This window comes from Streptomyces sp. CNZ301, from assembly GCF_004217425.1.
This window is the reverse complement of the sequence record NZ_SHLG01000001.1, coordinates 3,675,966-3,702,500: the sequence shown is the minus strand read 5'-3', so window position 1 is coordinate 3,702,500 and position 26,535 is coordinate 3,675,966. Positions and strand designations below refer to the sequence as shown.

Below are 26,535 nucleotides of genomic sequence, written 5' to 3'. Positions count from 1 at the left end.
ACTGTTTACTAAAAACACAGGTCCGTGCGAAGCCGTAAGGCGATGTATACGGACTGACGCCTGCCCGGTGCTGGAACGTTAAGGGGACCGGTTAGTCACATTTCGGTGTGGCGAAGCTGAGAACTTAAGCGCCAGTAAACGGCGGTGGTAACTATAACCATCCTAAGGTAGCGAAATTCCTTGTCGGGTAAGTTCCGACCTGCACGAATGGCGTAACGACTTCTTGACTGTCTCAACCATAGGCCCGGTGAAATTGCACTACGAGTAAAGATGCTCGTTTCGCGCAGCAGGACGGAAAGACCCCGGGACCTTTACTACAGCTTGATATTGGTGTTCGGTTCGGTTTGTGTAGGATAGGTGGGAGACTGTGATACTCGCACGCCAGTGTGGGTGGAGTCGTTGTTGAAATACCACTCTGATCGTGCTGGATGTCTAACCTGGGTCCGTGATCCGGATCAGGGACAGTGTCTGGTGGGTAGTTTAACTGGGGCGGTTGCCTCCTAAAATGTAACGGAGGCGCCCAAAGGTTCCCTCAGCCTGGTTGGTCATCAGGTGGTGAGTGTAAGTGCACAAGGGAGCTTGACTGTGAGACTGACGGGTCGAGCAGGGACGAAAGTCGGGACTAGTGATCCGGCGGTGGCTTGTGGAAGCGCCGTCGCTCAACGGATAAAAGGTACCCCGGGGATAACAGGCTGATCTTCCCCAAGAGTCCATATCGACGGGATGGTTTGGCACCTCGATGTCGGCTCGTCGCATCCTGGGGCTGGAGTCGGTCCCAAGGGTTGGGCTGTTCGCCCATTAAAGCGGTACGCGAGCTGGGTTTAGAACGTCGTGAGACAGTTCGGTCCCTATCCGCTGCGCGCGTAGGAGTCTTGAGAAGGGCTGTCCCTAGTACGAGAGGACCGGGACGGACGGACCTCTGGTGTGCCAGTTGTCCTGCCAAGGGCATGGCTGGTTGGCTACGTTCGGGAGGGATAACCGCTGAAAGCATCTAAGCGGGAAGCCTGCTTCGAGATGAGGACTCCCACCCCCTGTGTGGGGTTAAGGCTCCCGGGAGATGACCGGGTTGATAGGCCGGATATGGAAGACCCGTGAGGGTTGGAGTTGACCGGTACTAATAAGCCGAGGGCTTGACCACAGATTCTTTTTGCTCGCGTCCACTGTGCGGTATCTGAAACAACAACCATGGTTGTTTGAGAATCCTGAATTGAACAGTGTGTACTGGTACACAGGTTTCCCCCGCTGTGGTGGGGGGTGTGTTTCGGTGGTCATAGCGTGAGGGAAACGCCCGGTTACTTTCCGAACCCGGAAGCTAAGCCTTACTGCGCCGATGGTACTGCATGCGGGAGCGTGTGGGAGAGTAGGACACCGCCGAACTCTTTGTAGGAGAAGCCCCGTTGGAGGGTGGCACAGCCACCACACCAACGGGGCTTCTTCATGTGCCCGTACAGTTGCCGCATGGGCAGCTATGACGTGGTCGTCTTCGACAACGACGGTGTGCTGGTGGACAGCGAGCCGATCTCCAATCGCGTACTCGCCGAGTATCTGACGGAGTTGGGGCATCCGACCACGTTCGAGGAGTCGGTCCGGGATTACATGGGTGCGGCCGTGCACCGCATTCACGACCTGGTGCTGGAGCGGTCGGGGCGCCGGCTGCCGGACGACTTCGATGAGACTTTCCACGGCCGCGTGTTCGCCGCTTTCCGGCGCGAGTTGAACGCCGTCGGCGGCGTGCACGACGTGCTCGCGAAACTGGACGCGGACGGTGTGCCGTACTGCGTCGCTTCCTCCGGGAGCCATGAGCGGATCAGGGTCGCGCTGGGCAGGACGGGGCTGTCCGCGTACTTCGGGGAGGGGCGCATTTTCAGCGCGCAGGACGTGGGCCGGGGCAAGCCGGCGCCGGACCTCTTCCTGCTGGCCGCGGAGAAGATGGGTGTGCGGCCTGATCGGTGCGCAGTCGTCGAGGACAGTCCGTTGGGGGTGCGGGCCGCGCTCGCGGCGGGCATGGACGTCTACGGATTCACATCGATGACGCCTAGCGAGAAGCTCGTCGGCGCCACCGCCCATTTCTCCCGCATGGAGGAACTGCCGGCGCTGCTCTCGTAGGGCAGGGCGATTCCGGGCGGCCTCTGTGATACGTCCCCGGACCATGCCGGTACGGTGGCGGGATGAGTGGCGGCGCACAGTTGATGTGGGACGAGGCAGTCACCGGTTACGACTTCGGGCCGGGACACCCGATGAATCCGGTGCGGTTGGCGCTGACGATGCGGCTCGTCGAGGCGTTGGGGCTCGACTCCCACAAGGACCTGAAGGTGACCGCCGCGAAGGCGGCCGGGGAATCGACGCTGCGGCTGGTACACAGACAGGACTACATCGACGCGGTGCGGCGCATCTCCGCCGATCCGGGTTCGGCGACGGGCCAGTTCGGGGTGGGCACGCCGGACGATCCCGCGTTCGCCGGGATGCACGAGGCGTCGGCGCTGATCGCTGGGCAGTCGGTGGCTGCCGCCGACGCCGTGTGGCGCGGAGAGGTGAAGCACGGCGTCAACTTCTCCGGTGGCCTGCACCACGCGATGCACGCGTCCGCTGCCGGGTTCTGCATCTACAACGACGCGGCGCTGGCCATCGCCCGTCTCCTGGAGAACGGGGCGGAGCGTGTCGCGTACGTCGACGTGGACGTGCACCACGGGGACGGCGTCCAGGACGCGTTCTGGAACGACCCGCGCGTTCTGACGATCTCTCTGCACGAGCACCCGCGGATGCTGTTCCCCGGTACCGGCTGGCCCGAGGAGAACGGCGGCCCGGACGCCGAGGGCACAGCGGTGAACGTGGCGCTTCCGGCCGGCACCGGCGACGAGGGCTGGCTGCGGGCGCTGCACGGCGTGGTGCCCGAACTCCTCGCCGAATTCCGGCCACAGGCGCTCGTCACCCAGCACGGTGCGGACACGCACTTCGAGGACCCGCTGGCTCATCTGGCCGTCAGCGTGGACGCGCACCGCCTCGCCGCCGAGGCACTCCACGGCTGGGCGCACGAGTACGCGGACGGGCGCTGGGTGGCGCTCGGCGGCGGAGGGTACGCCGTGTTCGACGTCGTACCGCGCACATGGACGCACCTGGTGGCGATCGCCGCGGGTGCGCCCGTACCGCCGGAGACGGAAGTGCCGGAGGGCTGGCGGGAGTTGGTGTACGCACGCACCGGCACTCCGGCGGCTCCGCAGCGGATGACGGACGGGCGCCACCCGGTGTGCCGCGTGTGGTCCGACACGGGCTACGACCCCGCCGACGCCCTCGACCGGGCGGTGCAGGCGACGAGGATGGCGGTCTTCCCGGCACGTGGGCTGATGCCGTAGCCGCGGGGGCTCCGCACAAGGATTCGCCAGGTGGTCGCGGGCCGGAGAACGGGCGACAGGGGGCTCCGGCCGCCAGCATGGACGGTGTGCTGTGCAGCGGTGGATCACATGCGGGGAGCTGGGCGGGCGATGTTCCGCCCGAGGTGGACGAACTCCGTGCGCATCTCCTCGCCTCCCGGCTCGCCGGCACGACGGCGACCAGCCGGGAGAAGAGTCTGTGCCGCTACCGGCTCTTCGCGGCCCGTGACCCGCGGGCACTGATCGGTCTCGAACCGGAACGTGAGTGGCGCGTCCCGGAGTTGCTCGCACTTATGGCTGAAACCTGTGGTGTCTCGGGGGATGCGGCTACTGTCACGGGACTCGACACCATCGATCCCGAGCGCACCATCGCCGCGCTGGACGCCTTCGCCGACCGGCTGCGAAGTGCGGCTGAGCGGCGCCTTCCCGTGCTCCTGGGCACGGGGCACCCCGAGCGTCTGCTGGGCTTCTACGCCACATTGGCCTCAGCTCTGTCATCGGCGGGATGCACTCTCCTCACATCAGCGAGGGGGAGACGTATCGACATAACGACCCGGTTCGGCGTACGTACTCTCATCCTTGGCTACGCACGGGGAGTTGCACTGATACACGAACCCGGCGTGCGCCCCGGAGGTGATGCGCCTGGTGTGCACACGCATTCGCCCCTGCCGCTGCGCACGGTGCTCGCGGCGGCGATGACCGACGGCGAGCCGTTGCCACGTCTGGTCATCGGGGACCACGGATGGGTCTGTGCGGCAGGTCAGTTGGGTATTGAGGCCATCGGGCCCGCAGATACGGATGATCCGGCGCCGTTCGTGGGCCAGGCCGAGGGGAGGGTGTCAGTCGCGGTACCTGTCGATGACGCTGCGCGGTCCGACAGCTACCGTCCGCTGGCGCGCTATGTACTCAATCGAGCGTGTCTGTCACAGTAGGAGGCCGATCGCTACTCCTCTTCCCCACTTGCATCACCCGCCCCTAATCTGGGGAGGAGCGCGCATGCGAGCGGGAGTCGCCGGAAGGGGAAGCCGGTGACCGACATGTGCGGAAGGTTCAGGTGTGACATGGCTGCTGGCAAGGGACCTCTCAACGAGGTCAACTTTCTGACCGTGGCGGAAGTCGCCTCGGTGATGCGAGTGTCCAAGATGACCGTGTACCGGCTGGTGCACAGCGGTCATCTGCCGGCGATCCGGGTGGGCAGGTCCTTCCGGGTCCCAGAGCAGGCCGTCCATGAATACCTCCAGGAATCCTATGTGGGGGTGGAAACGGCCTGAAGGTGTCGCGCGGCGACCCTCGGATTACGGGCCGCGCCCGGCGGCGGGTAGGCTGGGCCTTCATGTAGGTCGTGTGGGCTCGGACGCCCCGCGCCGAGTGAAGACAGTTCTCTCCGTTCCGGACGGAGATGATTTGTGAGCGAGGGTTGTCGTGGGCTCAGTAATCAAGAAGCGCCGTAAGCGGATGGCGAAGAAGAAGCACCGCAAGCTCCTGAAGCGCACGCGAGTTCAGCGTCGCAACAAGAAGTGAGCGAGCGCCGAGTTCGTCGGTGACCGCCGTTCTGCTGCCCGCACCAGGTGTGCGGTGCGGTGGGGCGGCGGTTTTCGTCTGGCCGGGGCTGCTGCGTTTCGGGTGGCTGCGTTTCGCGTAGGCGTGTGCGGACAGGCGTCAACCGGAACCGCGGTACCGGAGTCTGCGGGCGCGCGGAGGCCCGGCTTCACGCCGCACGGTCCGCGAGCGGGCGTCACGGGAGGGATCTTGGGCAGGGTCGTACTGGTCACCGGCGTCGCCCGGCAGCTGGGTGGCCGATTCGCGCGCCGTGTCCAGCGGGAGCCCGATGTGGACCGTGTCGTCGGCGTCGACATCACCGAGCCCGTGCACCACTTGGGCGGCGCCGAGTTCGTGCCGGCGGACATCCGGCAGCCCGACATCGCCGGCGTGCTGGCGCAGTACGGCGTCGACACCGTCGTCCACATGGATGTGCATGGGTCGCCGCCGTCGGTGCCCGGGGTCGGCAGCCGCGGCTCGGTCAAGGAAGTCAACGTCATAGGCACCATGCAGCTGCTCGGTGCCTGCCAGAAGGCGCCGTCGGTGCGACGGTTCGTCGTGAAGTCGACGACGAGCGTGTACGGCGGGGCGCCGCGCGACCCGGCCGTCTTCGACGAGTCCATGCCGGCCAAGTCGCTGCCCAGCGGCGGCTTCGCGAAGGACGCGGTCGAGGTGGAGGCCTATGTGCGCGGCTTCGCCCGGCGCCGCCCCGACGTGTCCGTCACGGTGCTGCGGTTCGCACATGTGCTGGGCCCGTCCGTGGACTCGCCTCTCGCGGCGTACTTCGCGCTTCCGGTGCTGCCGACCGTGCTCGGCTACGATCCGCGGCTTCAGTTCGTCCACGAGGACGACGCCATCGAGGTGCTGCGCCTGGCGGCGCGCGAGCCCCGGCGCGGGACGCTCAGCGCCGGGACGTTCAACATCGCCGGGGACGGAACGCTCCTGCTCTCCCAGTGCGCGCGGCGGCTCGGGCGTCCGACCGTGCCGATGCTGCTTCCCGCGATCCGCTGGGGCAGGTCGCTGCTGCAGTCGGTCGGTGCGACGGACTTCTCGCCGGAGCAGGTGCGGCTGCTGACGCACGGACGCGTCGTGCGTACGGCCCAGATGCGCGAAGTCCTCGGTTTCGAGCCGCGGTTCACGACGGGCGAGACGCTGGCGGCCTTCGCGCGCAGCCGCGGGCCGGGACTGCTGCCGCCGGAGACTCTGGCCCGTACGGTCGACAGACTGGCTGACATGCTGGAGCCACCGGAGGTTGAAGGGCAGGACGAGGAGGTCGGTCGGCGTGGCTGATGCGAAGGTCATTCCGTTCGGGTCTCCGGACGACGGGCACGAGCGGCGAGGCGGGCACCAGCGTCACGACGCGCGCGGGGAGTCACGCGGCGAGCGGCATCTGCGCGCAGGGCAGGCGGACACGGGCGGCAGCGGCGCCGATTCCGGGACGGGCACCGACGCCGGTGCGGCCTCCGGTGGCCGGGAACGCGCCGGAGGCGCCGGTGGCACGGAGGGCGGCTGGGAGGGCAGGGCCGCGCAGGCGCTGGCCTTCCTCCGCAGGCGGGTCACCGGCGAATACGAGGTCGACGACTTCGGCTACGACCCCGAGCTGACCGACCAGGTGCTGATGTCGCTGCTGCGGCCCCTGTACGAGAAGTACTTCAGGGTCGAGGTGCGGGGTGTCGAGAACATTCCCGCCGAGGGCTCGGCGCTCATCGTCTCCAACCATTCGGGCACGCTGCCGCTCGACGGCCTGATGATGCAGGTCGCCGTGCACGACCACCATCCGGCGGGCCGTCATCTGCGGCTGCTCGCGGCGGACCTCGTCTTCGTGCTGCCCGTCGTCAACGCCCTGGCGCGCAAGGCGGGGCACACGCTGGCCTGTTCGCAGGACGCCGCCGCGCTGCTGGAGCGGGGCGAGGTCGTCGGCGTCATGCCGGAGGGGTTCAAGGGGCTGGGCAAGCCGTTCTCGGAGCGCTACAAGCTGCAGCGGTTCGGGCGCGGCGGCTTCGTGTCGACCGCTCTGCGGGCCGGGGCCCCGATCGTGCCGTGCTCGGTCGTCGGCGCGGAGGAGATATTCCCGATGGTGGGCAACGCCAAGACGCTCGCCAGGCTGCTGGGCTTTCCGTACTTCCCGGTGACGCCGACGTTCCCCTGGCTGGGGCCGCTGGGGGCCCTGCCGCTGCCGACGAAGTGGACCATCCAGTTCGGTGAGCCGATCCCGACGGACGGCTATCCGGCGGGCTCGGCCGAGGACCCCATGCTGGTTTTCAACCTCACGGACCAGATACGCGAGACGATCCAGCACACGCTTTACAAGCTGCTGGTGCAGCGGAGGTCGGTGTTCTTCTAGGCGTAGGCGCGCGGGAGCGGGCCGGCGGTGGGGCCGAATGCGTAAGCCCTGCCGCCGTTCGTGACCCTCCCAGGGGTTATGGGACGAGCAACGCCCCTCCCGCGTCCCGGACTTCACCGCCGGGTGCGCCGAAGGGGCGTTGCCTGCGCCGCTTCTGCCGCCGCTGTGCCGGCCGCGCTACTTGCCGTTCTCCGAGAGCCTCTTCAGCCCCGGCAGCACGTCGGGGACGATGGGCGGCAGCGTGACCTGCGGGTCGGGCTGCGCGTCGCGGTCCGAGCCAGGGTGCGACGGATTCCCGTCCGCATCCCGGTCCGGGTCCAGGAGGCCGCCACCGCCGATGAGTTCGCCGTCACGGGAATCCGAACCGGACGGTGAGGGTTCGCCGCTCCGGCCGTCCTCGTGTCCCTCGTCGTAGGAGCGGGACGAGGACGGCGACGACGGCCCGGCAGACGTACGGCCGTGACCGTGCCGGCCTTCGCCGCCCTGACCCTGCTCCCGCGACGACTCCTCGCGGGAGCCGGAGAGCAGACCCGCGATCGGGCTGATGTCGTGATCCATGTCGTCGAAGACGGAGCTCACCTCGTCGCCGACCGCCGAGAGTTGAGGGGGGAGGTTCTGCCGGAGCTTCGCCCAGCTCTCCCGGTTCCCCGTACTGAAGGACGAGAGCGAACGCATCGGCGCGATGCTGCCGTCCCGCTCGTACGCCGCCCGGAGCAGGTGGTGCCCCTCGGAGGCGTCGTAGCGCATCGCGGCGAGGGCCCTGCGGACCTTGCCCACCGACTCGTCGTCCAGCTCGGCACCGCCTCGTGCCCGCTCCATCAGGCGGCGGGCCTCGCGCAGCCTCGCCGACGCGTGGTCCAGATGCACCTGGCCGCGGTCCGTCCCGTCGTCGGCGAAGTCCAGGCGCAGATCCTCCATGCCGCGCTTGAGGCCGTACAGCGAGTCACCCGGCAGGGCCTCGCTGCTCGCCGCGGCGACGCCGCCGAGCGCGGACGCGGCGACGCCGACGCCGAGGCCGCCCGCGGCGATCCCCTTGCCCAGACGGGAGTTGGGGCGGAGCTTGCTCAACGGGCCTGTGGCGGGGGCGCGATGGGTGCCCTTCCTGGCGCCCCGGCCGTCCCGCTGCGGCGGGACCTGCCGGGCGCGGGCCTCCGGCGAGGCGAACTCCGCCTCCATGGCGGCGATCAGCTGCGCCCGCTGAACGGTCTTGACGTCGGGCGCCAGCGCCGGCCGGGGAACCGAGCGGAGCCTCTCCGCCAGGCCCAGCAGCTGTTCGGGCGCGGTGTCCCCGGCTTCCCCGGGCGAGCTGTCCGCCGCGGGCGAGCTCTCCGCCGCGCCCGCGTGGGGCGCCGCACTGTCGCCGGTCTTGAACGGACCGACGGGTGCGGGCGCGGGAACGGGAACGCGCAGGGGCGCGGGTGCAGTGACGCCCCGGCTCCCGACCTCAGCCGTCCGGCCGTCCGCCCGGGCCTCGTCGAGCTCCTGCTCATCCAGGCCTTGGGCGAAGGCGGCGGCTCGCTTGCTCGCGGCTGCGGACCCGATCACGGGCGGCACCTCCTCTCGTCAGCACGGTCCACTCCCCACCACGGATGGAAGGCTGTGGGCAAAGCGCTCATGTTCACTCGAAAGTGGGAGCGAACCCTTGCGCGCCACGGGTGCGGGGAGATTGCACCCCCACAACGAGCGGCAAGCCACTCGGGTTACGGACTCACGATGATGTGACCACATGCATGCGCGGAGTCACCCTGTGGTGAACGGCAAGCACGGCAAAAGCGGGTGAATAGGCATCGCGCAGGGCGAGTTGGCGTCAGCGCGCATCCTGCGGCAGGAGCCGGGCGAGGGTGCGGACCGCCCGGTACTGGAGGGTCTTGATGGCGCCCTCGTTCTTCCCCATGGCGCGGGCCGTCTCGGCGACGGACAGGCCCTGGAGGAAGCGGAGCGTGACGCACTCCTGCTGCTGCGGGTTGAGCCTGCGCACGGCCTCCAGCAGGGCGGCGTTGGAGAGCGACTCGAGGACCGAATCCTCCGGGCTGCGCTCGACCTCGTTGGCGTCGAGCATCTCGCCGGTGGTGACCTCGAGCCGGAAGCGGCTCGATTTGAAGTGATCGGCGACGAGATTGCGGGCGATGGTGACGAGCCACGCGCCGAAGTCCCGGCCCTGCCATGTGAAGGTGCCGATGCGCCGCAGCGCCCGGAGGAACGTCTCGCTCGTGAGGTCCTCGGCCGTCGCCTTGCCGCCGACGCGGTAGTAGATGTACCGGTACACCGTGTCGCTGTACTGGTCGTAGAGGCGGCCGAAGGCCTCCGCCTCCCCGGCCTGCGCCCGCTCGACGAGGTCCATCATCCGGCGGCTGTCGGTGTCCGAGGCGGCGGGACGGGCGCGCCGGGCGTTGGAGGTGCCCGCGCTGCCCGCGGCGGAGCTGCGGGTGCGCCTGCCGACGTTGCCGGAGGACGCGGCGGAGACTGACGGCGCGGCGTGGGCGGCGGCCGCGCCGAGGGCGGTGCTGGTGGCGGCGCGGTGCGCCATGGCATAGCGGGGCGCGGCGGGGACGGGTACGGCTGATGCGAGGGCGAGGGCGGGGGCGTACGCGCGGGGGACAAGAGCGCGCAGCCGGCCGAGTGCCGTAACGACCGTGCTGCGCAGCGTAGCCAGGCCCGAGGCGTCAACCCCGACGTGTGGGTACACGGGACTCCCAGAGGCAGAGCTTCCATCACGTGCAGTACGGGACCGTTCGACCCGGAAGGGACGTGTGGGTACCGATTGCGTCTGAGGAGAATAACGCTTCGTGTAGACAGTGCTACGCGTAGTTGCTGAAATCGCCGATTCGGTCAGATCTGTTACGCGTTGATGCCTTCAATTGAACAGAGTGTGAGCGGCTCAACGGCCGTTTGCTGAGCACAATTTGTCGTTCGAGTTACGACTTGTGCCCGGAAGTCCAGAGCGCGGCTGGCGGGAGGGAGCGTGCCCGGAAAGCGGGAAACACGGCCTCCAACTGCCGTGCGCCATTGGCCGGTACGGCGTGTCGGGACGTGGCCTCGCGGACTGGGGCCTTATCGGCGGCGGCGTTGCATCGCCACGGCCGCGGCGGCGCCGCCCGCCACCGCTCCGACGCCCGCGGCGGCCGGAATGCCCACCTTGGCCGCCTTGCGGCCCGTCCTGTAGTCGCGCAGCCGCCAGCCCATTTCGCGTGCGTGATCGCGGAGCCTGCTGTCAGGATTGATCGCATACGGATATCCGACGAGCGTGAGCATCGGGATGTCGTTCGACGAGTCGCTGTAGGCGGCGCACCGCTCCAGCTCCAGATCCTCCGCCGCGGCGAGCGCCCGTACCGCTTCCGCCTTGGCGGGGCCGTGCAGCGGCTCGCCCACCAGCCTTCCCGTGTAGATGCCGTCGACCGATTCCGCGACGGTCCCGAGCGCGCCGGTGAGGCCGAGTCGCTGGGCGACGATCGTCGCCGTCTCCACGGGTGCCGCTGTGACGAGCCAGACCTTCTGGCCCGCGTCGAGATGCGCCTGGGCGAGCGCGCGGGTGCCGGGCCAGATGCGGCCGGCCATGTACTCGTCGTAGATCTCCTCGCCGATGGCGGTCAGTTCGGAGACGCTGTGCCCCTGGACGATGGAGAGGGCACTGGAGCGCACGTCCGCCATGTGCCCGGCGTCCTCCTTGCCGGCCAGCCTGAACCAGGCCTGCTGCCAGGCGAAACGGGCCAGTTCGCGCTTCTCGAAGAAGTCGCGCTTGTACAGGCCGCGGCCGAAGTGGAAGAGCGCGGCACCCTGCATGACAGTGTTGTCGAGGTCGAAGAAGGCCGCTGCGCGGACGTCTCCGGCGACGGGGAACCCGTCCTCCTCGTCCTCGTCCGCCTGCGCCGCCTCGAAGACGCCCTGCTGGAACTCTTCCGCCTGCCGCTGCTCCAGTTCCTGCTTGCGTGCCGCGTCGGCCGAGGCCTCACCCGCGAGCACGCTGCGCGCGGTCGCGGAGCCGGCCCGGCTCGCGATCCAGGACCAGGCGTGACGGGGGGAGCGGCGGGAGCGCATGACAACGAGGATAGCCACTCGGCGCCGCGCGCCTGTTACGTCCGGATGTCCAACTGTGGGCCGTACGGGACACATTCGGAACTGACCGGTTGCACAGGGGTGTTAGGGCCCCTCCGGCGGTTCCGGCTCGTGTCGTGGGTGCCCGTGGGACCGGTGAACCCGTCCGCCCTGCGTGCAACGTGCCCGGGTCCGCCCTTCCGGTGGGCACGGTGCCGGATGTGAAGCCGCGGGGAGGTGACGTGTGGTGCCGGAGAAGCGTGACAATGGCGGGCATGAGGACTGTCACCCTGATCGGAAAACCCGGATGCCATCTGTGCGACATCGCGCGGGACGTGATCGTGCGGGTGTGCGCCGAGACCGGAGCGGCCTGGGAGGAGAAGAGCATCGAGGACGACCAGGAGCTGTACCGGAAGTACTGGGAGCAGATCCCGGTTGTACTGGTGGACGGTGCTCAGCACGACTTCTGGCGTGTGGACCCGCAACGGCTGCGCAAGGCGCTGGAGAGCAGGGCCTGAGCGGGGCGGGTTCTGTCGTGCGGGGCTCCGCGGGCCGGTCCGCGGGGCCCCGCACGACAGAACCTGTTCACCGGGCGGATCGGCGCCGCGTGTGGCCGCCGGGAAGGCCCGTCGCCGTGCGGGGCACGGGAGTTGGGCCGCGTGCAGGGAGTGCCGGTCACGGCCGGTGGATGATGAGGAGTGACATGTGTCGCAGGTGTTGCATGTGGCACCGGTCACGTTGACCGGACAAATCGGACTCCATCTTTGTGCACGCGTTCACAAAGGCATAGCCTTGTCGCGACGGAGCGTTCGGAACGCGCGGCTCGCGCGACATCGCTCACCGCTTCGCGCAGACGGCAGGAGCACTGTGGCAACTGGCCGAAACCACCGACCGGCGACGAGCCGGAGCCGAGGGATCCCCGAGGCCACCGTCGCCCGGCTACCGCTGTATCTGCGGGCCCTGACGGCGCTCTCGGAGCGTTCGGTGCCCACGGTCTCCTCCGAGGAACTCGCCGCGGCGGCGGGGGTGAATTCGGCCAAGCTGCGCAAGGACTTCTCGTACCTCGGCTCCTACGGGACCCGCGGGGTCGGATACGACGTCGAGTACCTCGTCTACCAGATCTCGCGCGAGCTGGGTCTGACGCAGGACTGGCCCGTCGTCATCGTCGGTATCGGCAACCTCGGCGCCGCCCTCGCCAACTATGGAGGCTTCGCCTCCCGCGGATTCCGCGTCGCGGCCCTGATCGACGCCGACCCGGCCCTCGCAGGCAAGCCCGTCGCGGGTATCGACGTGCAGCACACCGACCAGCTCGAGCAGATCATCGACGAGAGCGGCGTCTCCATCGGCGTCATCGCCACACCGGCGGGCTCGGCGCAGCAGGTGTGCGACAGGCTCGTCGCCGCCGGGATCACCTCCATCCTCAACTTCGCCCCGACCGTGCTGTCCGTCCCCGAGGGCGTCGACGTACGGAAGGTGGACCTCTCCATCGAGCTTCAGATCCTCGCCTTCCACGAGCAGCGCAAGGCGGGCGAGGAAGCACCGGATGAGGACACCGCCCCTCCGGCGGTTCCGCCCGCCGCGGCGGTCACCAAGCGTCCCGGCCCGGGATCTGACGGGGACCGCCCCGCCGTGATGCCCGCATGAGCCTGCTGGTCGTCGGTCTGAGTCACCGCAGTGCCCCGGTGAGCGTCCTGGAGCGGGCCGTGCTCGCGCCCCAGGTGCGCGGCAAGCTGGTGCAGGACACCGTGAGCGCCGAACCCGCCGCCGAGGCGGCGGTGCTCTCCACCTGCAACCGCATCGAGCTGTACGCCGACGTGGACAAGTTCCACGCCGGTGTCGCCGAGCTGTCGACGCTGCTGGCGCAGCACAGCGGCGTCGGCCTGGAAGAGCTGACCCCCCACCTGTACGTGCACTACGAGGACAGGGCCGTGCACCACCTGTTCTCGGTGGCCTGCGGCCTGGACTCGATGGTCGTCGGCGAGGGCCAGATCCTCGGCCAGATCAAGGACGCCCTCGCGGTCGCCCAGGAGCAGCACACGGCCGGTCGGGTGCTGAACGATCTCTTCCAGCAGGCGCTGCGCACGGGCAAGCGCGCCCACAGCGAGACGGGCATCGACAAGGCCGGGCAGTCGCTGGTCACCTTCGGTCTCGAACAGCTCGCACGGCCCGCGCCCGTCGGGGAGTGGGTGCGCGGCAAGCGTGCCCTGGTCATCGGGGCCGGGTCGATGTCGTCCCTGGCGGCGACGACGCTCGCGCGTGCCGGTGTGGCCGAACTGGTGATCGCCAACAGGACCCTGGACCGCGCCGAGCGGCTGGCCTCCGGGCTGGGTGCCGGGCTCGCGGCAGGCGCGGCGCCGGTCGCCGCGCTGAGCGCCGGGGACGGACCGCGTGCCCACGCGCTGCCGATCGACGGGCTCGCGGCCGAGCTGCCCCGCGCGGACATCGTGGTCTCCTGCACGGGCGCCACCGGGCTCGTCCTCACCGACGAGGCCGTACAGCAGGCCCTGGACCGCAGGCCCGTACCGGCCACCGCCCAGGACGCCGCGACCGGACCGGGCGACGACATGGCGCTGCTCGACCTGGCCATGCCCCGCGACATCGACGCCGCTCTGCACCACACCGACCGGGTGCGGCTCATCGACATCGAATCGCTCGCGGAGGCGGCAGCGGACGCGCCGCTCGCCGCCGACGTGGACGCCGTGCGGAGGATCGTCAGCGAGGAGGTCTCCGCCTTCGGAGCCGCGCAGCGCGCGGCGACGATCACGCCGACGGTCGTCGCGCTGCGCACCATGGCGGCCGACGTCGTGTCCTCCGAGATGGCCCGGCTCGAGGGCCGGCTGCAGGGCCTCGACGACAAGCAACGCGCGGAGATCACGCAGACCGTCCGGCGCGTGGTGGACAAGCTCCTGCACGCGCCGACCGTGCGCGTGAAGGAGCTCGCCGGTGAACCGGGCGGCGCCGCCTACGCGGACGCCCTGCGCGAGCTCTTCGACCTCGACCCGCAGGCGGTCGCCGCCGTCAGCAGCCCCGGGGTACCCGGCGTCCCCGAGCCCACGGTGTCTCCGGAACAGGGCCCCGAAGCGGCCCCCGAGCAGTCCGCGGGACGCCGCGGCGCGGGCCGGCGGACCGGTCAGAACGACGAAACAGCCGTCCCGGGCCTGAGCACGGCCGGGCGCGACGAGGTGAGCACATGAGCAACAGCCCAGCGAACGCCCTGCGCCTGGGCACCCGTCGCAGCAAGCTCGCGATGGCCCAGTCGGGGCTCGTGGCCGACGAGGTCCGACGGCTGACCGGGCGCCCGGTCGAGCTGGTCGAGATCACGACGTACGGCGACGTCAGCAGGGAGCAGCTCGCGCAGATCGGCGGCACCGGCGTCTTCGTCACGGCGCTCCGGGAAGCCCTGCTGGACGGACGGATCGACTTCGCCGTCCACTCGCTGAAGGACCTGCCCACCACGCAGCCCGACGAACTGAACCTGGCCGCCGTGCCCCGCCGGGCCGACGCGCGCGACGTGCTGATCGCCCGCGACGGGCTCGGTTTCGAACAGCTCGCGGCGAGCGTGCGCACCACGGGCAGGCCTGCCCGCATCGGTACGGGCTCGCCCCGCCGGATGTCCCAACTGGCCGCCTGGGCCCGCAGCCTGGGGGTCGAGATCGACACGGTGCCGATCCGGGGGAATATCGACACGCGCATCGGGTATGTGCGGTCAGGCGAACTCGACGCCGTGGTGCTCGCAGCCGCCGGGATGGAACGCACCGGACGCCTCGACGAGGTGACCGAACTGCTCAGCCCCGACGTGGTGCTGCCCGCTCCCGGCCAGGGGGCCCTCGCCGTCGAGTGCGCGTCGGCCGACGTACACCTGGCCACCCAGCTCGCCGAGCTCGACGACCCGCGGACGCGGGCCGCCGTGACCGCCGAGCGAACCCTGCTCGCCGCTCTGGAGGCCGGCTGCAGCGCACCTGTGGGAGCGCTCGCCGACCTGCTGCACGACGGGCAGGCTGTCACCGAAATGCGCCTGCGCGGCGTCGTCGGAACCATCGACGGCGAGACGCTGGTGCAGCTGTCCACCACCGGTCCCGTACCGGCGTCCGCGGAGGGCGCAGCGATCCCGGAGAACATGGGTCGTGAGCTCGCCGACGAGATGCTCGCCAAGGGCGCGGCCGGTCTGATGGGGGAGCGAGCACTTTGAGCCCCACCACTGCCCATAACTCGACCTTCCCGCACCTCTACGGCGCGCACGGACACGTCACCTTCCTCGGTGCCGGGCCCGGGGACCCGGGTCTGCTGACTCTGCGCGCTGTCGAGGCGCTGGCGCATGCCGACGTGCTTGTGGCCGATCCGCAGGTGTACGACGTGGTGCGCGGCCACGCGCGGGCAGGGGTGGACACGCCGCTTCGGGTGGAAGCCGAGGCGAAACCGGACGCGAAAACTGACGGGGCGTCAGCCGACGCGGCCGCGAACGGTGCAGCAGATCTTGCCATGGCGGCCGCACGGTCCGGCAAGCGGGTCGTGCGAGCGGTGACGGGCGATCCGGGCCTGGACGCCGACGCGGCGCGCGAGATGCTGGCGTGCGCACGCGAAGGCATCCCGTTCGAGGTGGTGCCCGGCATCGCGACCGCCGTGGGTGTGCCCGCGTACGCCGGCATCCCGCTGCGCGACGCGGAAGGCACCGACGTCCGCTTCATCGACGCGCGCACCGCCGACGACAGATGCTGGACCGAGGTCGGTGCCAGCGACGCCACCGTCGTCGTCTCGACGAGCCTGGGCTCCGTCGTCTCTGTCGCGGGTGACCTCGTCGCGGGCGGGCGCAAGCCCGAGACGCCGCTGACGGTCACCGCCGAGGGCACCACCACCCGTCAGCGCACGTGGAGCGCCACGCTCGGCACCATCGGGCAGGTCCTCAAGTCCGCGAAGGTGCTGCCGCCCTCGGAAGGCGGGCGGCCGGTCATAGCCGTGGTCGGTGAGCGCAGCGGCGCGGCGGAGCGTCAGCGCCTGGCGTGGTTCGAGTCCAAGCCGCTCTTCGGGTGGCAGGTGCTGGTGCCGCGCACGAAGGAGCAGGCGGAGTCGCTCTCCGACCAGCTGCGCAGCTACGGCGCCGTGCCGGCCGAGGTCCCCACGATCGCGGTGGAGCCGCCGCGCACGCCGCAGCAGATGGAGCGGGCGGTCAAGGGCCTGGTCACCGGGCGCTACGAGTGGATCGCCTTCACCTCCGTCAACGCCGTGAAGGCGGTGCGGGAGAAGTTCGAGGAGTACGGGCTGGACGCGCGTGCCTTCGCGGGGATCAAGGTCGCCGCGGTGGGCGAGCAGACGGGCAAGGCACTGATCGAGTTCGGTGTGAAGCCGGACCTGATGCCCAGCGGTGAGCAGTCCGCCGCCGGGCTGCTGGAGGACTGGCCGCCCTACGACCCGGTCTTCGACCCCATCGACCGTGTGTTCCTTCCGCGGGCCGACATCGCCACCGAGACGCTCGTGGCCGGGCTCATCGAGCTGGGCTGGGAGGTCGACGACGTGACCGCGTACCGCACGGTGCGCGCCTCGCCGCCGCCGGCCGAGACGCGGGAGGCGATCAAGGGCGGCGGCTTCGACGCGGTGCTGTTCACCTCGTCGTCCACGGTGCGGAACCTCGTCGGTATCGCCGGCAAGCCGCACAACGTCACCGTCATCGCCTGTATCGGGCCCGCCACCGCCAAGACGGCGGAGGAGCACGGGCTGCGGGTGGACGTGATGTCGCCGGAGCCGTCGGTGCACAAACTCGCCGAGGCGCTGGCGGACTTCGGTGCGGAGCGCCGCGCGGAAGCCGTCGCCGCCGGCGACGTGGTGAAGCGGCCGAGCGAGAAGCGCCCGGCGAGGAGGAGGGCACGGACGTCGTGACTGTTCATGTTCCCGGCAGCGCCGGTGCCGGTGGTGTCGGCACCGGCGGTTTCGGCAGCGGCGGTGCCTCGGGCGGTTTCCCGTCCGTGCGGCCGCGCAGGCTTCGTACCACTCCGGCGATGCGCCGCATGGTCACCGAACAACGCCTGCACCCGGCGGAGTTGATTCTTCCCGTCTTCGTGCGCGACGGCATCCGCGAGCCGGTGCCCGTCTCGTCCATGCCGGGCGTAGTGCAGCACACGCGGGACACTCTGAAGAAGGCGGCGTCCGAGGCCGTACGGGCCGGCGTCGGCGGAATCATGATCTTCGGCGTGCCCGACGAGGCCGACAAGGACGCCGTCGGCACCGCCGGCACCGATCCCGAGGGCATCCTGCAGGTCGCTCTGCGGGACGTACGGGCGGAGGTCGGCGACGACATCGTGATCATGTCCGACCTGTGCCTGGACGAGACGACGGACCACGGCCACTGCGGTGTCCTGGACGCGCAGGGCCGAGTGGACAACGACGCGACGCTGGAGCGGTACGCCGAGATGGCGCGCGTCCAGGCCGAGGCCGGGGCCCATGTGCTGGGCGCCAGCGGCATGATGGACGGCCAGATCGGTTACGCACGCCGCGCCCTCGACCAGGCGGGCCACCAGGATGTGGCGCTGTTCGCCTACACGGCCAAGTACGCCTCGGCGTTCTACGGCCCGTTCCGCGAGGCGGTCGGCTCCTCACTCAAGGGCGACCGCGCCACCTACCAGCAGAACCCGGCGAACGCCCGCGAGGCGCTGCGGGAGCTGTCCCTCGACGCCGCCGAGGGCGCGGACATGGTGATGGTCAAGCCGGGGCTGCCGTACCTGGACATCCTGCGGGACTTCGCCGAGCGGTCCGAAGTCCCCGTCGGCGTCTACCAGATCTCCGGCGAGTACGCGATGGTCGAGGCGGCCGCGCAGAACGGCTGGATCGACCGGGACCGCGCCATCATGGAGACGCTGACGAGTTTCAAGCGCGCGGGCGCGAACCTCGTCCTCACCTACTGGGCGACGGAGGCCGCGGGCAAGCTGTGAGCCCGCTTCGCGGCCGGGGTGACCCATACCGTGAACGACCCCCTCAACGGGGGTCGTTCGGCGCGTGTACGGCGCCCGGCGGTGGCGCCCTCAGCGGAAGACGCCGCTGTAGGCGTTGAGAGCGGGCTGGCCGCCGAGGTGGGCGTACAGGACGTTCGAGTCCCCGGGGATCCCGCCGTTCCGGACGAGATCGATGAGCCCGGCCATGGACTTCCCTTCGTAGACCGGGTCGAGGATCACGCCTTCCAGGCGGCCGGTGAGCCGGATGGCGTCCAGGGTGGAGTCCACGGGCACGCCGTACCGGTCCCCCGCCCACCCTTCCAGCACGGTGATCTCGTCGTCGCGCAGCTCCCGCTCCAAGCCGACGAGACCGGCGGTGCCCCGGGCGATCTTCTCCACCTGCGCCCGGGTCCGGCCGATTTCGGCGGAGGCGTCGATGCCCAGGACGCGGCGAGGGCGGTCCTGCCCGGCGAACCCGGCGATCATGCCCGCCTGTGTGCTGCCCGTGACGCTGCAAACCACGATCGTGTCGAAGAAGACGCCGAGTTCGCGCTCCTGCCGCTGCACCTCATCTGCCCATGCGGCGAAGCCGAGACCGCCCAGGGGGTGATCGGAGGCGCCGGCGGGTATCGCGTACGGGGTACCGCCCGCGGCGCGCACGTCCTCGATCGCCTGGTGCCAGCTGTCCTTGAAGCCGATACCGAAACCGGCCCGGACGAGGCGTACGTCGGCGCCCATGATGCGGGAGAGCAGGATGTTGCCGACCTTGTCGTCGACCGGGTCGGGCCAGTCCACCCAGCTCTCCTGGACCAGCACCGCCCTCAGGCCGGCGCGTGCGGCGGCGGCCGCCACCTGACGGGTGTGGTTGGACTGGACTCCGCCGATGCTGACCAGGGTGTCGGCGCCCTGCGCCAGGGCTTCCGCGAGCAGGTACTCCAGCTTGCGGGTCTTGTTCCCGCCGAAGGCGAGACCGCTGTTGCAGTCCTCCCGCTTGGCCCAGATCCGGGCCCCGCCGAGATGCTCGCTGAGCCGTTCCAGGCGGTGGACGGGGCTGGGACCGAACAGCAGTGGATAGCGCTCGAACTTGTCGAGAGGCATGGCGGGTTCTCCTTCGGGGTGCTGCCGTCGGGGGCGGGACGGTGGGTGGAACGGTTCGGATGCGGGCTGCGCGGACACCCACCGGTGCAGGTGCTCAGGACCGGTCCCGGTCACTGCCGGGGCAGGGCATTCCCCCGGTGGCCGTCGGTGTCTTCGGCCCGGTTCCGCGGTGGCGCGACGTCAAGGAGGGCGGCCAGGGTCTGCCAGTTGGCGCGCGTGGCGGCGGCGGCCCCCTCGACGTCACCCGCCTCGCACAGCTCGATGATGCGGTCGTGCTGTGCGGGTGAGCTCCGCCCGCTCAGAGAGGAGAAGCGCACCCTCTCCAGGCGCCGCAGGACCGGTGTGAACTGCTCCAGCACGGAGCGCAGGGCGGGGTTGGCGCACGCGGTGACCGCGACACCGTGGAAGTCGTCGTCGGCGGCCACCGCGGCGTCGACGTCGTTGCGTGCGAGGGCGTCTGCGAAACGCGTGTTGGCGTCCCGCATGGCGCCGAGTTCTGCGGCGGAGAGGTTGGGCAGCGCCTCGCGGACGGCGAGTTCGTGCATGGCCGCCGTCACCGACTGGGCGGCCCGTGCGGCACGCACGTCCAGCGGACTGACCATGGTGTAGCGGCCCGGCTTCGTCTGGACGAGCCCTGCGTGTTCCAGACGGGCCAGGGCCTCGCGCACCGGGGTGCGGCTCACCCCCAGCCACGCCACCAGGTCCGCGTCGTTGAGCCGCTCGCCCGGGGCGAGTGTGCCGTCGACGATCGCGTCACGGATCGCACGGTAGGCGTCCTCCCTCAGCAGGGACCTGGAGACGAGCCCACGGCTCTTGGGAATCGGCATGCAATATATTGCACGCCGCATGACGCCAACCCGTCAAGAGGCGGCGATGAATGCGGGGTGTGCAGGACCACCCTGAGCTGCGTACGCCTCCACGGCCGGCGGCCGGCGGCCGGCGGCAGGCGGCAGGCGGCAGGCGGCAGGCGGCAGCGCGGGGACCGGACCGACGCGTCAGCGTTCCCGTCCCCAAAGCTCCCGTCGGCTCACCCCGGGCCCTGTCCACAGGAGGGCATCCGGTCCGCACGCGGCCGGCAGGTGCCGGCCCGACGTCAAAGTCCATGTGCCGACGCGGTGTTCATCGACCGGCGGTGAGGATTCCGGGCAGTAGTGCCGGGGCCGTAAACGGGCCTCAGGTGTGACGGACCGCCCGGCCGCACTACTCGGTCGACGCGGCCTGGGCAGGGGTCGGAGAACTCCGGCTCAGAGCTTCTTGCCGATGCCCGCGTAGAAGAACGCGTCCGCGTCGGTGATGCCGGAGTCCCCGTCGGGGCGCCAGCGGTGAGTCGTGGTCAGGCCCGGCTCGATCAGCTCCGTGCCCTCGAAGAAGCGCATGATTTCGGACTTGGTGCGTATCTGGGCCGGGGTCCCGCTCTGGCGGTAGACCTCGACGGCCTTCTCCGCCGCCGGGTTGAAGTCCGGGGTGGCGTGCGAGAGCACCAGGAAGCTGCCGGGGACGAGGCGCTGAACCATTTCCTGCACGATCTCGACGGGCCCGTCCTCGTCGGGGAGGAAGTGGGTCACCGCGAGCATCGACAGCGCGACGGGCTTGTCCAGGTCGATGACCTCACGCAGCTCCCGCGACTCCAGGACGGCGTCGTGGCGCAGGTCCGCGTGCACGTAGGCGGTGCGGCCCTCGGGGCTGCTGAGGGTCAGCGCGTCGGTGTACTCCAGCACCGTCGGGTCGTTGTCGGCGTAGACGACGCGTGCGTCCGGAGCGACCTTCTGGGCGACCTGGTGCAGGTTGGGTTCGGTGGGGATGCCGGTGCCGATGTCGATGAACTGCCGCATGCCGTACTCGGCTGCGAGCGTGCGCGTCGCGCGGTGCATGAAGTCCCGGTTGGCGCGTGCACCGGTGACGATGAAGGGGAAGACCTGCTTGACCTTCTCGGCCGCCTCCTGATCGACCGGGTACCAGTCCTTGCCGCCGAGGTAGTAGTCGTACATCCGGGCGGAGTGGGCCTTGCTGGTGTCGATCTGCTGGGGACGGGCGCCGGAACCGGTCATGCTGTGCTTCCTCTTCTGCCGCTGCTGCGTGGGACGGGTGCGGGGCAGATCACGTCCGAGTCCTTGCCGGTTCGTCAACAGCCCTTCTGCGCAGCCGATTTGAAACTATCAGAACGATGGTTGCGTGTTGAAGGTCCTGGGAGGCGGCAGTGTGCCGGGGGCCGCCCGGCCCTCCGCCCGGTCGCGGACGGAGGGCCGGGCCGCCCCGTGTCTCAGAAGATTCCCTGGCCGGGGACGAGGATGCCCGCGGGGTCGTAGCGGCGGCGGGCCGCCTCCAGCGCCGGCCAGGCGCTGCCGAAGTGGTCGCGCCAGTCCGCACGTTGGAAGGGGACGGAACCCACGGGGTACTGCTTGCCTCCCGCGTCGCGGACCTTCTCGTACGCGGCGCGGTTGGCCGCGAGCAACCGGTCGACGGTGGCGGGCTCGTCCGGCGGACTCGTGCGCAGCACGGCGAGCAGGTACGGCGCCGGGTCGTCCGGCATCCGGAGCATCGGCGTGTGCAGCACGTCCCCGCGCAGCGGGTAGAGCAGCACGACTCCGCTCGTACCCACGTCCTCCGGCTTGAGGGCGTCGAGGATGCCGGAGGCCAGGGGTTCGACGGAGGCCGACGGCAGGAGCAGGTTGAGCCAGGGGTGGGGGTCGTCCCACAGGCCCTGTTCCTTCTGCTCGGCGACGCCCGGTGCGAGCCGGTCGAGGAACGTGAAGTAGTCGAGGGTGTCGGCCGTCATGCCCGCGCTCTCGAAGCGCAGCCCTTCCAGCAGCGCCTCGTCGTCCGGTTCGGGGCCCGCAGGCGGGCCGTACGCGACGGCCTCCAGGACGTGCACACGGAAGTCCCCGGTCTCGTCTGGGAAGACGAGGCCCTCGACGTAGTCGAAGCGGCCCTCCTCCGTCAGCCGGCGCTGGTCCTCGACGAACACGGCCAGGTCGCTGTAGGGGAGTTGGAAGTGCCGCACCGTCTCGGGGGCCCGTACGAGGCGAAGCGTCGCACCCACCACGACCGCGCACTGGCCGAGCCCCGCACGGACGGCGTCGAACAGGTCCGCGTGCCGCGTGGCCGAGCAGCGCACCAACTCGCCCGCTCCCGTGACGACTTGGAGCTCGGAGACGGTGTCCGTCTGCACGCCGTGCCGGTGCGCCTGACCGCCGAGACCGCCGACGGACAGCGTGCCGCCGACGGAGAGTTCGAGATAGTCGGTGAAGACCGGAGGCGTGAGCCCGTCCCGCAGCGTGGACTTGGCGACGGCGCTCCAGCGGGCACCCGCGCCCACCGTCACCGTGCGGTCCTGGCCGTAGCCCTGAACGGGGCCGATGTCCTTCAGCGGCGCGGTCTCGATCACCAGGCCGCCCTCGGTCTGCGCCTGCCCGTTCGTCGCGTGCCCCTGGCCCCGGGGCGCCACCGGAATGCCGTGCTTGCGGCAGAAGCGGACCATCACCACGACGTCGTCGACGGAACCGGGACGCAGAACCGCCGCCGGACGCCGGTGGACGATGTGCCCGAAGTCCTCGGCCGCGGCGTCGCGCGAGGCGTCGTCCGTGAGCAACTGGCCGTCCAGAGGCGGCACATCGTCGAAACCGCCGTCGGCCGAGCGCGGAGGCCGGGTGCGTTCCGTGGCCCAGGCACGTGCCGAGGGGTCGAATCCGACGACGGCCGCGGCGGCGGTCGTCAGGCCGTACAGGGCAGCGGTCCGTCTCGAGGGTTCTGAGCGTTCCCGGCGCATGGTGTTCCTCCTGATGCGACGTCAGCGGGTGTCTCCCGGCGGTGGATGCTACTTGCGCGCGTGAGTTGCGCGCGCCTCTTGCCGGTCGCCCCGGTCGCCCCGGTCGTCCCGGTCGTCCCGGTCGGCGGCCGGAGGTCCGGCCGCAGCAGCTCAAGATTCGCGCTGCGAGCTTGTGTGCCCTTGCGACAGGATCAGTCCGCATGAACCGTGTCCATGACGACGAGCGCCTGGCCAACGCCTACGAGCGGGCAACGCGATGCCTGAGGAATCCCTGCGGGCCTGGGTCGAGTTGATCGCTTCCTGCTCGCCCCGCCCGGCCCCGTCCGTCATCGAGGTCGGTGCCGGGACGGGCATGTTCTCCGCCGCGATGGCCCGTTGGCTCGAAGGCTCGAGTGTCCTCGCAGTGGACGCCTCAGAAGCGATGCTGGCGGAGGCCAAGCGGCACCATGCGCACCCCCGCGTGCTGTACGTGTCGGGGGTGGCGGAGGCTGTGCCCGCCTTCGCCGACACCTTCGACCTGGCCTTTCTCTCCCGCGTGATCCATCACATCCCCGACCGGGCCAGGGCGGCAGCTGAGCTGGCCCGCGTCCTGCGGGTGGGCGGGAAGGCGATCGTCCGGACGACGTTCCGTGAACGGCTGGACGCTGTGGTCTACGACTACTGGCCGGCGCTGCGCACGGTTGATGAGCGCCGGTTCCCGGGCGAGCGGGAGGTCATCGCAGATTTCGCGGCCGCCGGATTCGCCCTGGAGTCGGTCACGTCCTTCGCTCAGCCGGTGACGGCGAGCCTGCGCGATTACCACGTCCGACTGGTGGCTCGTCCGCAGTCGAAGTTCACCTGCCTGAGCAATGAGCAGTTCCGCAAGGGTCTTTCGGGTCTGGCTGCCGCAGCGCGGAGCGAGCCGCCGGAGAAGCCCCTGCCCGTCGAAGAACGCTACGACGTCATCGTGTGCTGAGGCTCAAGGACGGCGGGGCCGTCGGGCACACGGAGGTCCAGCTCACCAACCGCCTCATCTCCGATCCGAAAGAAGTGCAGATCCTGGAGATGCGGTATGGGATCATCCGTGCACAGGCGCTCACACCGAGTGATTCCCTGGCCCTGGTCGCCAAAGCCTTGGGGGAGACATGACGCTCAAGTCCGTTGCCCGGAACGGCTCAACTCCTGAATGGGTCAAGAGCAGTTACAGCAGCAACGACGGCCCGGAGTGCGTAGAGGTCGCGGCCGTCGGTCCCGGCGGGGTGCGGGTACGGGACTCGAAGGACGTGGCCGGTCCCCAACTGGCCTTCGGCGCCGTCAGTTGGAGCGCGTTCTCGGAATTCGCGGCCGGGTAGCGGCCCATCGCATCTGAGGGTGCAGGCGGGGTCTGAAGCCACCGGTTCAAGCAAGTCCCTGGCGATGCAATTGGCGAGGTTCCAGAAGTCCAGGGCGGAGGCGCGGGGCACCCTTGACCGCGTCGGTCGGGCCGTTGCGATCACTTCGCTGATCTGGGTTTCTTGTGCTGGTTGGCATTGAAGCGCGCCTTCTTCTGGCGATTCCCGCACGTGTTCATGTCACACCATTTGCGGGTGCGACTCTGGCTGGTGTCGAAGAAGGCGGCTCGGCAGGTCGGTGATGCGCACAAGGCCAGTTTTCCGTCTCGCTCGCCTGCGATGATGCCGACCGCGTCGGCGGCGATCACGCCGAGGGCGTCTTCCACGCGGGAAGCCGAGCTGAGCTGCCATCGCCGCTTTCCCTCGGGCGTCAGGACGGCCGCGGCCCGACCCTGGGCGCTGCAGTCATTGATGACTTGGACAGCAGACGCAGGGAGAGCGTCCTGGACCGCGGCCGCTGTCGCGGCGGCGTGAATCGACTCCCTCAGCTCCCGAGCGAGGTCGAGCTGGGCAGTGGTGCAGGAGTCGACGGCGAGACCGTTCACTGCCAGCCAGTCGATGAGCCGCCGTGGCGTGGGAATGCGCTCCACCGCGTTGCCGTGACGCTCCGACAGAGTCCCCGTGAAGCTGGTCGCCAGCACGCTGCCGAGGCGGAAGTCAGGGAAGCCGGCACGCATGGAACCACCTTAGCCGGTTGCGTGCTGGGATGAAGGCACGGTAGAACCGCCTTAGCCGGTTCGCGATGGGTGGTAGCCGGTTCCACGATGGCCAGGAGGTCTCATGCCCCGTCCGACCAGCGACGTGCAAGCATTTGAAGCCCAGGCAACAGGCGCCGACCTCGACGATCTACGCGCACGACTGGCCGCGGCGCGACTGCCGGAGGCTGAGACGGTCCATCGCGCCGCGCCCGACCCTCGCCGATGGGAACAGGGCGTTCCCCTCGCCGACCTCGTCGATGTCGTGAACTACTGGCGCACCGGGTACGACTGGCGGTCGTTCGAAGCGCGCCTCAACAGGATCGGTCAGTTCCGCACGACCATTGATGGTCTGGGCATCCACTTCCTGCACCGCCGATCCGCGCGAGCAGACGCCACTCCACTGATCTTGACGCACGGCTGGCCAGGCAGCATTGCCGAGTTCGTCGACGTAGTGGACGAACTGGCAGATCCGAAAAACGCAGACGCACCGGCGTTCCACGTCGTGGCCCCCTCGCTACCGGGATTCGGTTACAGCGACAAGCCGACCACTACCGGGTGGGGAATCGAAAAGATCGCGGCCGCCTGGGTGGATCTGATGGCAAGGCTCGGCTACAGCAAGTTTGCAGCCCACGGCGGCGACTGGGGAGGTGTGATCACCACGGTCCTCGGCGGCAGGTTCCCGGCGCACGTTCTCGGCATCCACACAACGACCGCGCAGGCACCGCCCGGGTTGGCAACGGACGGGCTGACGGCGGCCGAGCGCAAATGGACCGAGGAAACCCGCGATTTCTGGCGCCACCGCGCGGCGTACGCGAAGCAGCAGGCGACCCGACCGCAGACCATCGGCTACTCGCTCGTCGATTCACCGGTCGGGCTTCTCGCCTGGATCCTCGACAAGTTCGCCGAGTGGACAGACACCGAAGACAGCCCGTTCGAGACTCTTTCCAGAGACAGAGTTCTTGACGACGTCACCCTGTATTGGCTGACGCGAACCGGCGCGTCGGCGGCCCGCATTTACTACGAAAGCCACAACTCGCTCGATCCCGAACTTCGGGTCGACGTCCCGTCAGCGATCAGCGTGTATCCCCGAGACATCGAGAAGTGTCCGCGCCCCTGGGCACAGGAGCGGTACCGGCAGATCGTCCGATGGAGGGCGCCCGAACGCGGGGGACATTTCCCGTCGCTGGAGGTTCCCGAGTACTTCGTCGAAGATCTGCAAGAGGGCCTCGCGGCAGTGCTGGCCGCCAATCGGTGAACGCGGCCGGGCGCCGGCACAGATCACCGCCCGGTCCGGCTCGCGCCCCGAGTCGCCCTGATCGCCCGGAGATCACGCACGCACGAACGATGAGCCGGACCCGGGCATCCCCGGGGCGCGGACCCTCGTGCGAAGGCCGCGCTCC

General features: G+C 69.7%; 24 protein-coding genes, 2 rRNA genes and 1 pseudogene (1 of these 27 cut by a window edge). 19 read left to right on the top strand and 8 right to left on the bottom strand.

What is annotated here, in order from left to right; translation table 11 throughout:
* The 9 genes from EV375_RS16010 to EV375_RS15970 all read left to right on the top strand — a co-directional run.
* A 23S ribosomal RNA gene (locus EV375_RS16010) occupies nucleotides 1-1,138 on the top strand (it extends 1,989 nt beyond the left edge of the window).
* A 122-nt stretch (nucleotides 1,139-1,260) separates the two neighbouring features.
* Nucleotides 1,261-1,377 (top strand): 5S ribosomal RNA (rrf, locus tag EV375_RS16005).
* An 81-nt stretch (nucleotides 1,378-1,458) separates the two neighbouring features.
* Entirely contained in the window at nucleotides 1,459-2,106 is a 648-nt protein-coding gene (locus EV375_RS16000; RefSeq protein ID WP_130300030.1) for an HAD family hydrolase, read from the top strand.
* A 62-nt stretch (nucleotides 2,107-2,168) separates the two neighbouring features.
* The gene (locus EV375_RS15995; RefSeq protein ID WP_130300029.1) at nucleotides 2,169-3,350 is read left to right on the top strand and encodes an acetoin utilization protein AcuC; all 1,182 of its coding nucleotides are present in this window, start codon (nucleotides 2,169-2,171) and stop codon (nucleotides 3,348-3,350) included.
* A gap of 77 nt (nucleotides 3,351-3,427) precedes the next feature.
* Entirely contained in the window at nucleotides 3,428-4,300 is an 873-nt protein-coding gene (locus tag EV375_RS15990) for a phosphatase (protein WP_130300028.1), read from the top strand.
* A gap of 129 nt (nucleotides 4,301-4,429) precedes the next feature.
* On the top strand, nucleotides 4,430-4,639 hold the full coding sequence (locus EV375_RS15985) for a helix-turn-helix domain-containing protein (RefSeq protein ID WP_158677109.1): 210 nt from the start codon (nucleotides 4,430-4,432) through the stop codon (nucleotides 4,637-4,639).
* Nucleotides 4,640-4,790: 151 nt separating this feature from the next.
* A complete protein-coding gene (locus tag EV375_RS15980; protein WP_003948845.1) occupies nucleotides 4,791-4,889 on the top strand; it encodes a 30S ribosomal protein bS22 in 99 nt (32 codons plus the stop codon).
* Nucleotides 4,890-5,117: 228 nt separating this feature from the next.
* Nucleotides 5,118-6,197 (top strand): NAD-dependent epimerase/dehydratase family protein, encoded by a 1,080-nt coding sequence (locus EV375_RS15975; protein WP_130300027.1) that lies wholly within the window; start codon nucleotides 5,118-5,120, stop codon nucleotides 6,195-6,197.
* Nucleotides 6,190-7,251 carry a lysophospholipid acyltransferase family protein gene (locus EV375_RS15970; RefSeq protein WP_130300026.1) on the top strand — a complete coding sequence of 354 codons (1,062 nt, stop codon included), beginning with the start codon at nucleotides 6,190-6,192 and terminating at the stop codon, nucleotides 7,249-7,251. Before EV375_RS15975 ends, EV375_RS15970 begins: the two co-directional genes overlap by 8 nt.
* Nucleotides 7,252-7,428: 177 nt before the next feature.
* On the opposite strand, the gene EV375_RS15965 is transcribed toward EV375_RS15970, so the two are convergent.
* The 3 genes from EV375_RS15965 to EV375_RS15955 form a co-directional block, all read right to left on the bottom strand.
* A complete protein-coding gene (locus tag EV375_RS15965; protein WP_130300025.1) occupies nucleotides 7,429-8,796 on the bottom strand; it encodes a DUF5667 domain-containing protein in 1,368 nt (455 codons plus the stop codon).
* A gap of 262 nt (nucleotides 8,797-9,058) precedes the next feature.
* Nucleotides 9,059-9,937: an ECF subfamily RNA polymerase sigma factor, BldN family gene (locus EV375_RS15960; protein WP_130300024.1), complete on the bottom strand. Its 879-nt coding sequence runs from the start codon at nucleotides 9,935-9,937 to the stop codon at nucleotides 9,059-9,061.
* 365 nt (nucleotides 9,938-10,302) lie between these two features.
* Nucleotides 10,303-11,286 carry an HAD-IB family hydrolase gene (locus tag EV375_RS15955; protein WP_130300023.1) on the bottom strand — a complete coding sequence of 328 codons (984 nt, stop codon included), beginning with the start codon at nucleotides 11,284-11,286 and terminating at the stop codon, nucleotides 10,303-10,305.
* 272 nt (nucleotides 11,287-11,558) lie between these two features.
* Between EV375_RS15955 and EV375_RS15950 the strand changes: the two genes are divergently transcribed.
* The 6 genes from EV375_RS15950 (at nucleotide 11,559) to hemB (ending at nucleotide 18,203) form a co-directional block, all read left to right on the top strand.
* Nucleotides 11,559-11,801, top strand: a complete 243-nt coding sequence (locus tag EV375_RS15950; protein WP_130300022.1) for a glutaredoxin family protein — start codon at nucleotides 11,559-11,561, stop codon at nucleotides 11,799-11,801.
* 349 nt (nucleotides 11,802-12,150) lie between these two features.
* Nucleotides 12,151-12,927, top strand: coding sequence for a redox-sensing transcriptional repressor Rex (locus EV375_RS15945; RefSeq protein WP_130300021.1), 777 nt, complete (start codon nucleotides 12,151-12,153; stop codon nucleotides 12,925-12,927).
* A complete protein-coding gene (locus EV375_RS15940) occupies nucleotides 12,924-14,477 on the top strand; it encodes a glutamyl-tRNA reductase (RefSeq protein WP_130300020.1) in 1,554 nt (517 codons plus the stop codon). Before EV375_RS15945 ends, EV375_RS15940 begins: the two co-directional genes overlap by 4 nt.
* Entirely contained in the window at nucleotides 14,474-15,472 is a 999-nt protein-coding gene (hemC, locus tag EV375_RS15935) for a hydroxymethylbilane synthase (RefSeq protein WP_130300019.1), read from the top strand. The genes EV375_RS15940 and hemC overlap by 4 nt, the downstream gene beginning before the upstream one ends.
* Nucleotides 15,469-17,154, top strand: a complete 1,686-nt coding sequence (locus EV375_RS15930) for a bifunctional uroporphyrinogen-III C-methyltransferase/uroporphyrinogen-III synthase (protein WP_130300018.1) — start codon at nucleotides 15,469-15,471, stop codon at nucleotides 17,152-17,154. Before hemC ends, EV375_RS15930 begins: the two co-directional genes overlap by 4 nt.
* Nucleotides 17,155-17,240: 86 nt before the next feature.
* A complete protein-coding gene (gene hemB / locus EV375_RS15925) occupies nucleotides 17,241-18,203 on the top strand; it encodes a porphobilinogen synthase (protein WP_486588742.1) in 963 nt (320 codons plus the stop codon).
* Between the two features lie 90 nt (nucleotides 18,204-18,293).
* Here hemB and EV375_RS15920 read toward each other — a convergent pair whose 3' ends face one another.
* The 4 genes from EV375_RS15920 to EV375_RS15905 form a co-directional block, all read right to left on the bottom strand.
* Nucleotides 18,294-19,301, bottom strand: coding sequence for a 1-aminocyclopropane-1-carboxylate deaminase (locus EV375_RS15920; RefSeq protein ID WP_130300016.1), 1,008 nt, complete (start codon nucleotides 19,299-19,301; stop codon nucleotides 18,294-18,296).
* Between the two features lie 110 nt (nucleotides 19,302-19,411).
* Nucleotides 19,412-20,128, bottom strand: a complete 717-nt coding sequence (locus EV375_RS15915) for a GntR family transcriptional regulator (protein WP_130300015.1) — start codon at nucleotides 20,126-20,128, stop codon at nucleotides 19,412-19,414.
* A 417-nt stretch (nucleotides 20,129-20,545) separates the two neighbouring features.
* A complete protein-coding gene (locus EV375_RS15910) occupies nucleotides 20,546-21,349 on the bottom strand; it encodes an SAM-dependent methyltransferase (RefSeq protein ID WP_130300014.1) in 804 nt (267 codons plus the stop codon).
* Nucleotides 21,350-21,561: 212 nt separating this feature from the next.
* A complete protein-coding gene (locus EV375_RS15905; RefSeq protein WP_130300013.1) occupies nucleotides 21,562-23,067 on the bottom strand; it encodes an FAD-binding protein in 1,506 nt (501 codons plus the stop codon).
* 256 nt (nucleotides 23,068-23,323) lie between these two features.
* On the opposite strand from EV375_RS15905, the gene EV375_RS15900 reads away from it, so the two are divergent.
* The 3 genes and pseudogenes from EV375_RS15900 to EV375_RS15890 all read left to right on the top strand — a co-directional run bounded on the left by EV375_RS15900 (nucleotide 23,324) and on the right by EV375_RS15890 (nucleotide 24,398).
* Nucleotides 23,324-24,022: a class I SAM-dependent methyltransferase gene (locus EV375_RS15900; protein WP_486588503.1), complete on the top strand. Its 699-nt coding sequence runs from the start codon at nucleotides 23,324-23,326 to the stop codon at nucleotides 24,020-24,022.
* Nucleotides 24,013-24,195, top strand: a pseudogene (locus tag EV375_RS15895) (Scr1 family TA system antitoxin-like transcriptional regulator); the annotation flags it as partial. The gene EV375_RS15900 and the pseudogene EV375_RS15895, both read left to right, overlap by 10 nt.
* Nucleotides 24,192-24,398 (top strand): DUF397 domain-containing protein, encoded by a 207-nt coding sequence (locus tag EV375_RS15890; protein ID WP_130300012.1) that lies wholly within the window; start codon nucleotides 24,192-24,194, stop codon nucleotides 24,396-24,398. The pseudogene EV375_RS15895 and the gene EV375_RS15890, both read left to right, overlap by 4 nt.
* A 140-nt stretch (nucleotides 24,399-24,538) precedes the next feature.
* Here the strand turns inward: EV375_RS15890 and EV375_RS15885 are convergent, their stop codons facing one another.
* Nucleotides 24,539-25,114 (bottom strand): CGNR zinc finger domain-containing protein, encoded by a 576-nt coding sequence (locus tag EV375_RS15885; protein WP_130300011.1) that lies wholly within the window; start codon nucleotides 25,112-25,114, stop codon nucleotides 24,539-24,541.
* A gap of 103 nt (nucleotides 25,115-25,217) precedes the next feature.
* On the opposite strand from EV375_RS15885, the gene EV375_RS15880 reads away from it, so the two are divergent.
* Complete coding sequence (locus EV375_RS15880) at nucleotides 25,218-26,390, top strand: epoxide hydrolase (protein WP_130300010.1); 1,173 nt, start codon at nucleotides 25,218-25,220, stop codon at nucleotides 26,388-26,390.
* Nucleotides 26,391-26,535: the final 145 nt, after the last annotated feature.

Bases quoted from the DNA above. Each gene is read 5' to 3' on its own strand.
- EV375_RS16000 (WP_130300030.1), top strand. From the start codon at position 1,459: ATGGGCAGCTATGACGTGGTCGTCTTCGACAACGACGGTGTGCTGGTG.
- EV375_RS15995 (WP_130300029.1), top strand. From the start codon at position 2,169: ATGAGTGGCGGCGCACAGTTGATGTGGGACGAGGCAGTCACCGGTTAC.
- EV375_RS15990 (WP_130300028.1), top strand. From the start codon at position 3,428: ATGGACGGTGTGCTGTGCAGCGGTGGATCACATGCGGGGAGCTGGGCG.
- EV375_RS15985 (WP_158677109.1), top strand. From the start codon at position 4,430: ATGGCTGCTGGCAAGGGACCTCTCAACGAGGTCAACTTTCTGACCGTG.
- EV375_RS15955 (WP_130300023.1), bottom strand. From the start codon at position 11,286: ATGCGCTCCCGCCGCTCCCCCCGTCACGCCTGGTCCTGGATCGCGAGC.
- EV375_RS15950 (WP_130300022.1), top strand. From the start codon at position 11,559: ATGAGGACTGTCACCCTGATCGGAAAACCCGGATGCCATCTGTGCGAC.
- EV375_RS15940 (WP_130300020.1), top strand. From the start codon at position 12,924: ATGAGCCTGCTGGTCGTCGGTCTGAGTCACCGCAGTGCCCCGGTGAGC.
- hemC (WP_130300019.1), top strand. From the start codon at position 14,474: ATGAGCAACAGCCCAGCGAACGCCCTGCGCCTGGGCACCCGTCGCAGC.
- EV375_RS15920 (WP_130300016.1), bottom strand. From the start codon at position 19,301: ATGCCTCTCGACAAGTTCGAGCGCTATCCACTGCTGTTCGGTCCCAGC.
- EV375_RS15915 (WP_130300015.1), bottom strand. From the start codon at position 20,128: ATGCCGATTCCCAAGAGCCGTGGGCTCGTCTCCAGGTCCCTGCTGAGG.
- EV375_RS15910 (WP_130300014.1), bottom strand. From the start codon at position 21,349: ATGACCGGTTCCGGCGCCCGTCCCCAGCAGATCGACACCAGCAAGGCC.
- EV375_RS15905 (WP_130300013.1), bottom strand. From the start codon at position 23,067: ATGCGCCGGGAACGCTCAGAACCCTCGAGACGGACCGCTGCCCTGTAC.
- EV375_RS15900 (WP_486588503.1), top strand. From the start codon at position 23,324: ATGCCTGAGGAATCCCTGCGGGCCTGGGTCGAGTTGATCGCTTCCTGC.
- EV375_RS15890 (WP_130300012.1), top strand. From the start codon at position 24,192: ATGACGCTCAAGTCCGTTGCCCGGAACGGCTCAACTCCTGAATGGGTC.
- EV375_RS15885 (WP_130300011.1), bottom strand. From the start codon at position 25,114: ATGCGTGCCGGCTTCCCTGACTTCCGCCTCGGCAGCGTGCTGGCGACC.
- EV375_RS15880 (WP_130300010.1), top strand. From the start codon at position 25,218: ATGCCCCGTCCGACCAGCGACGTGCAAGCATTTGAAGCCCAGGCAACA.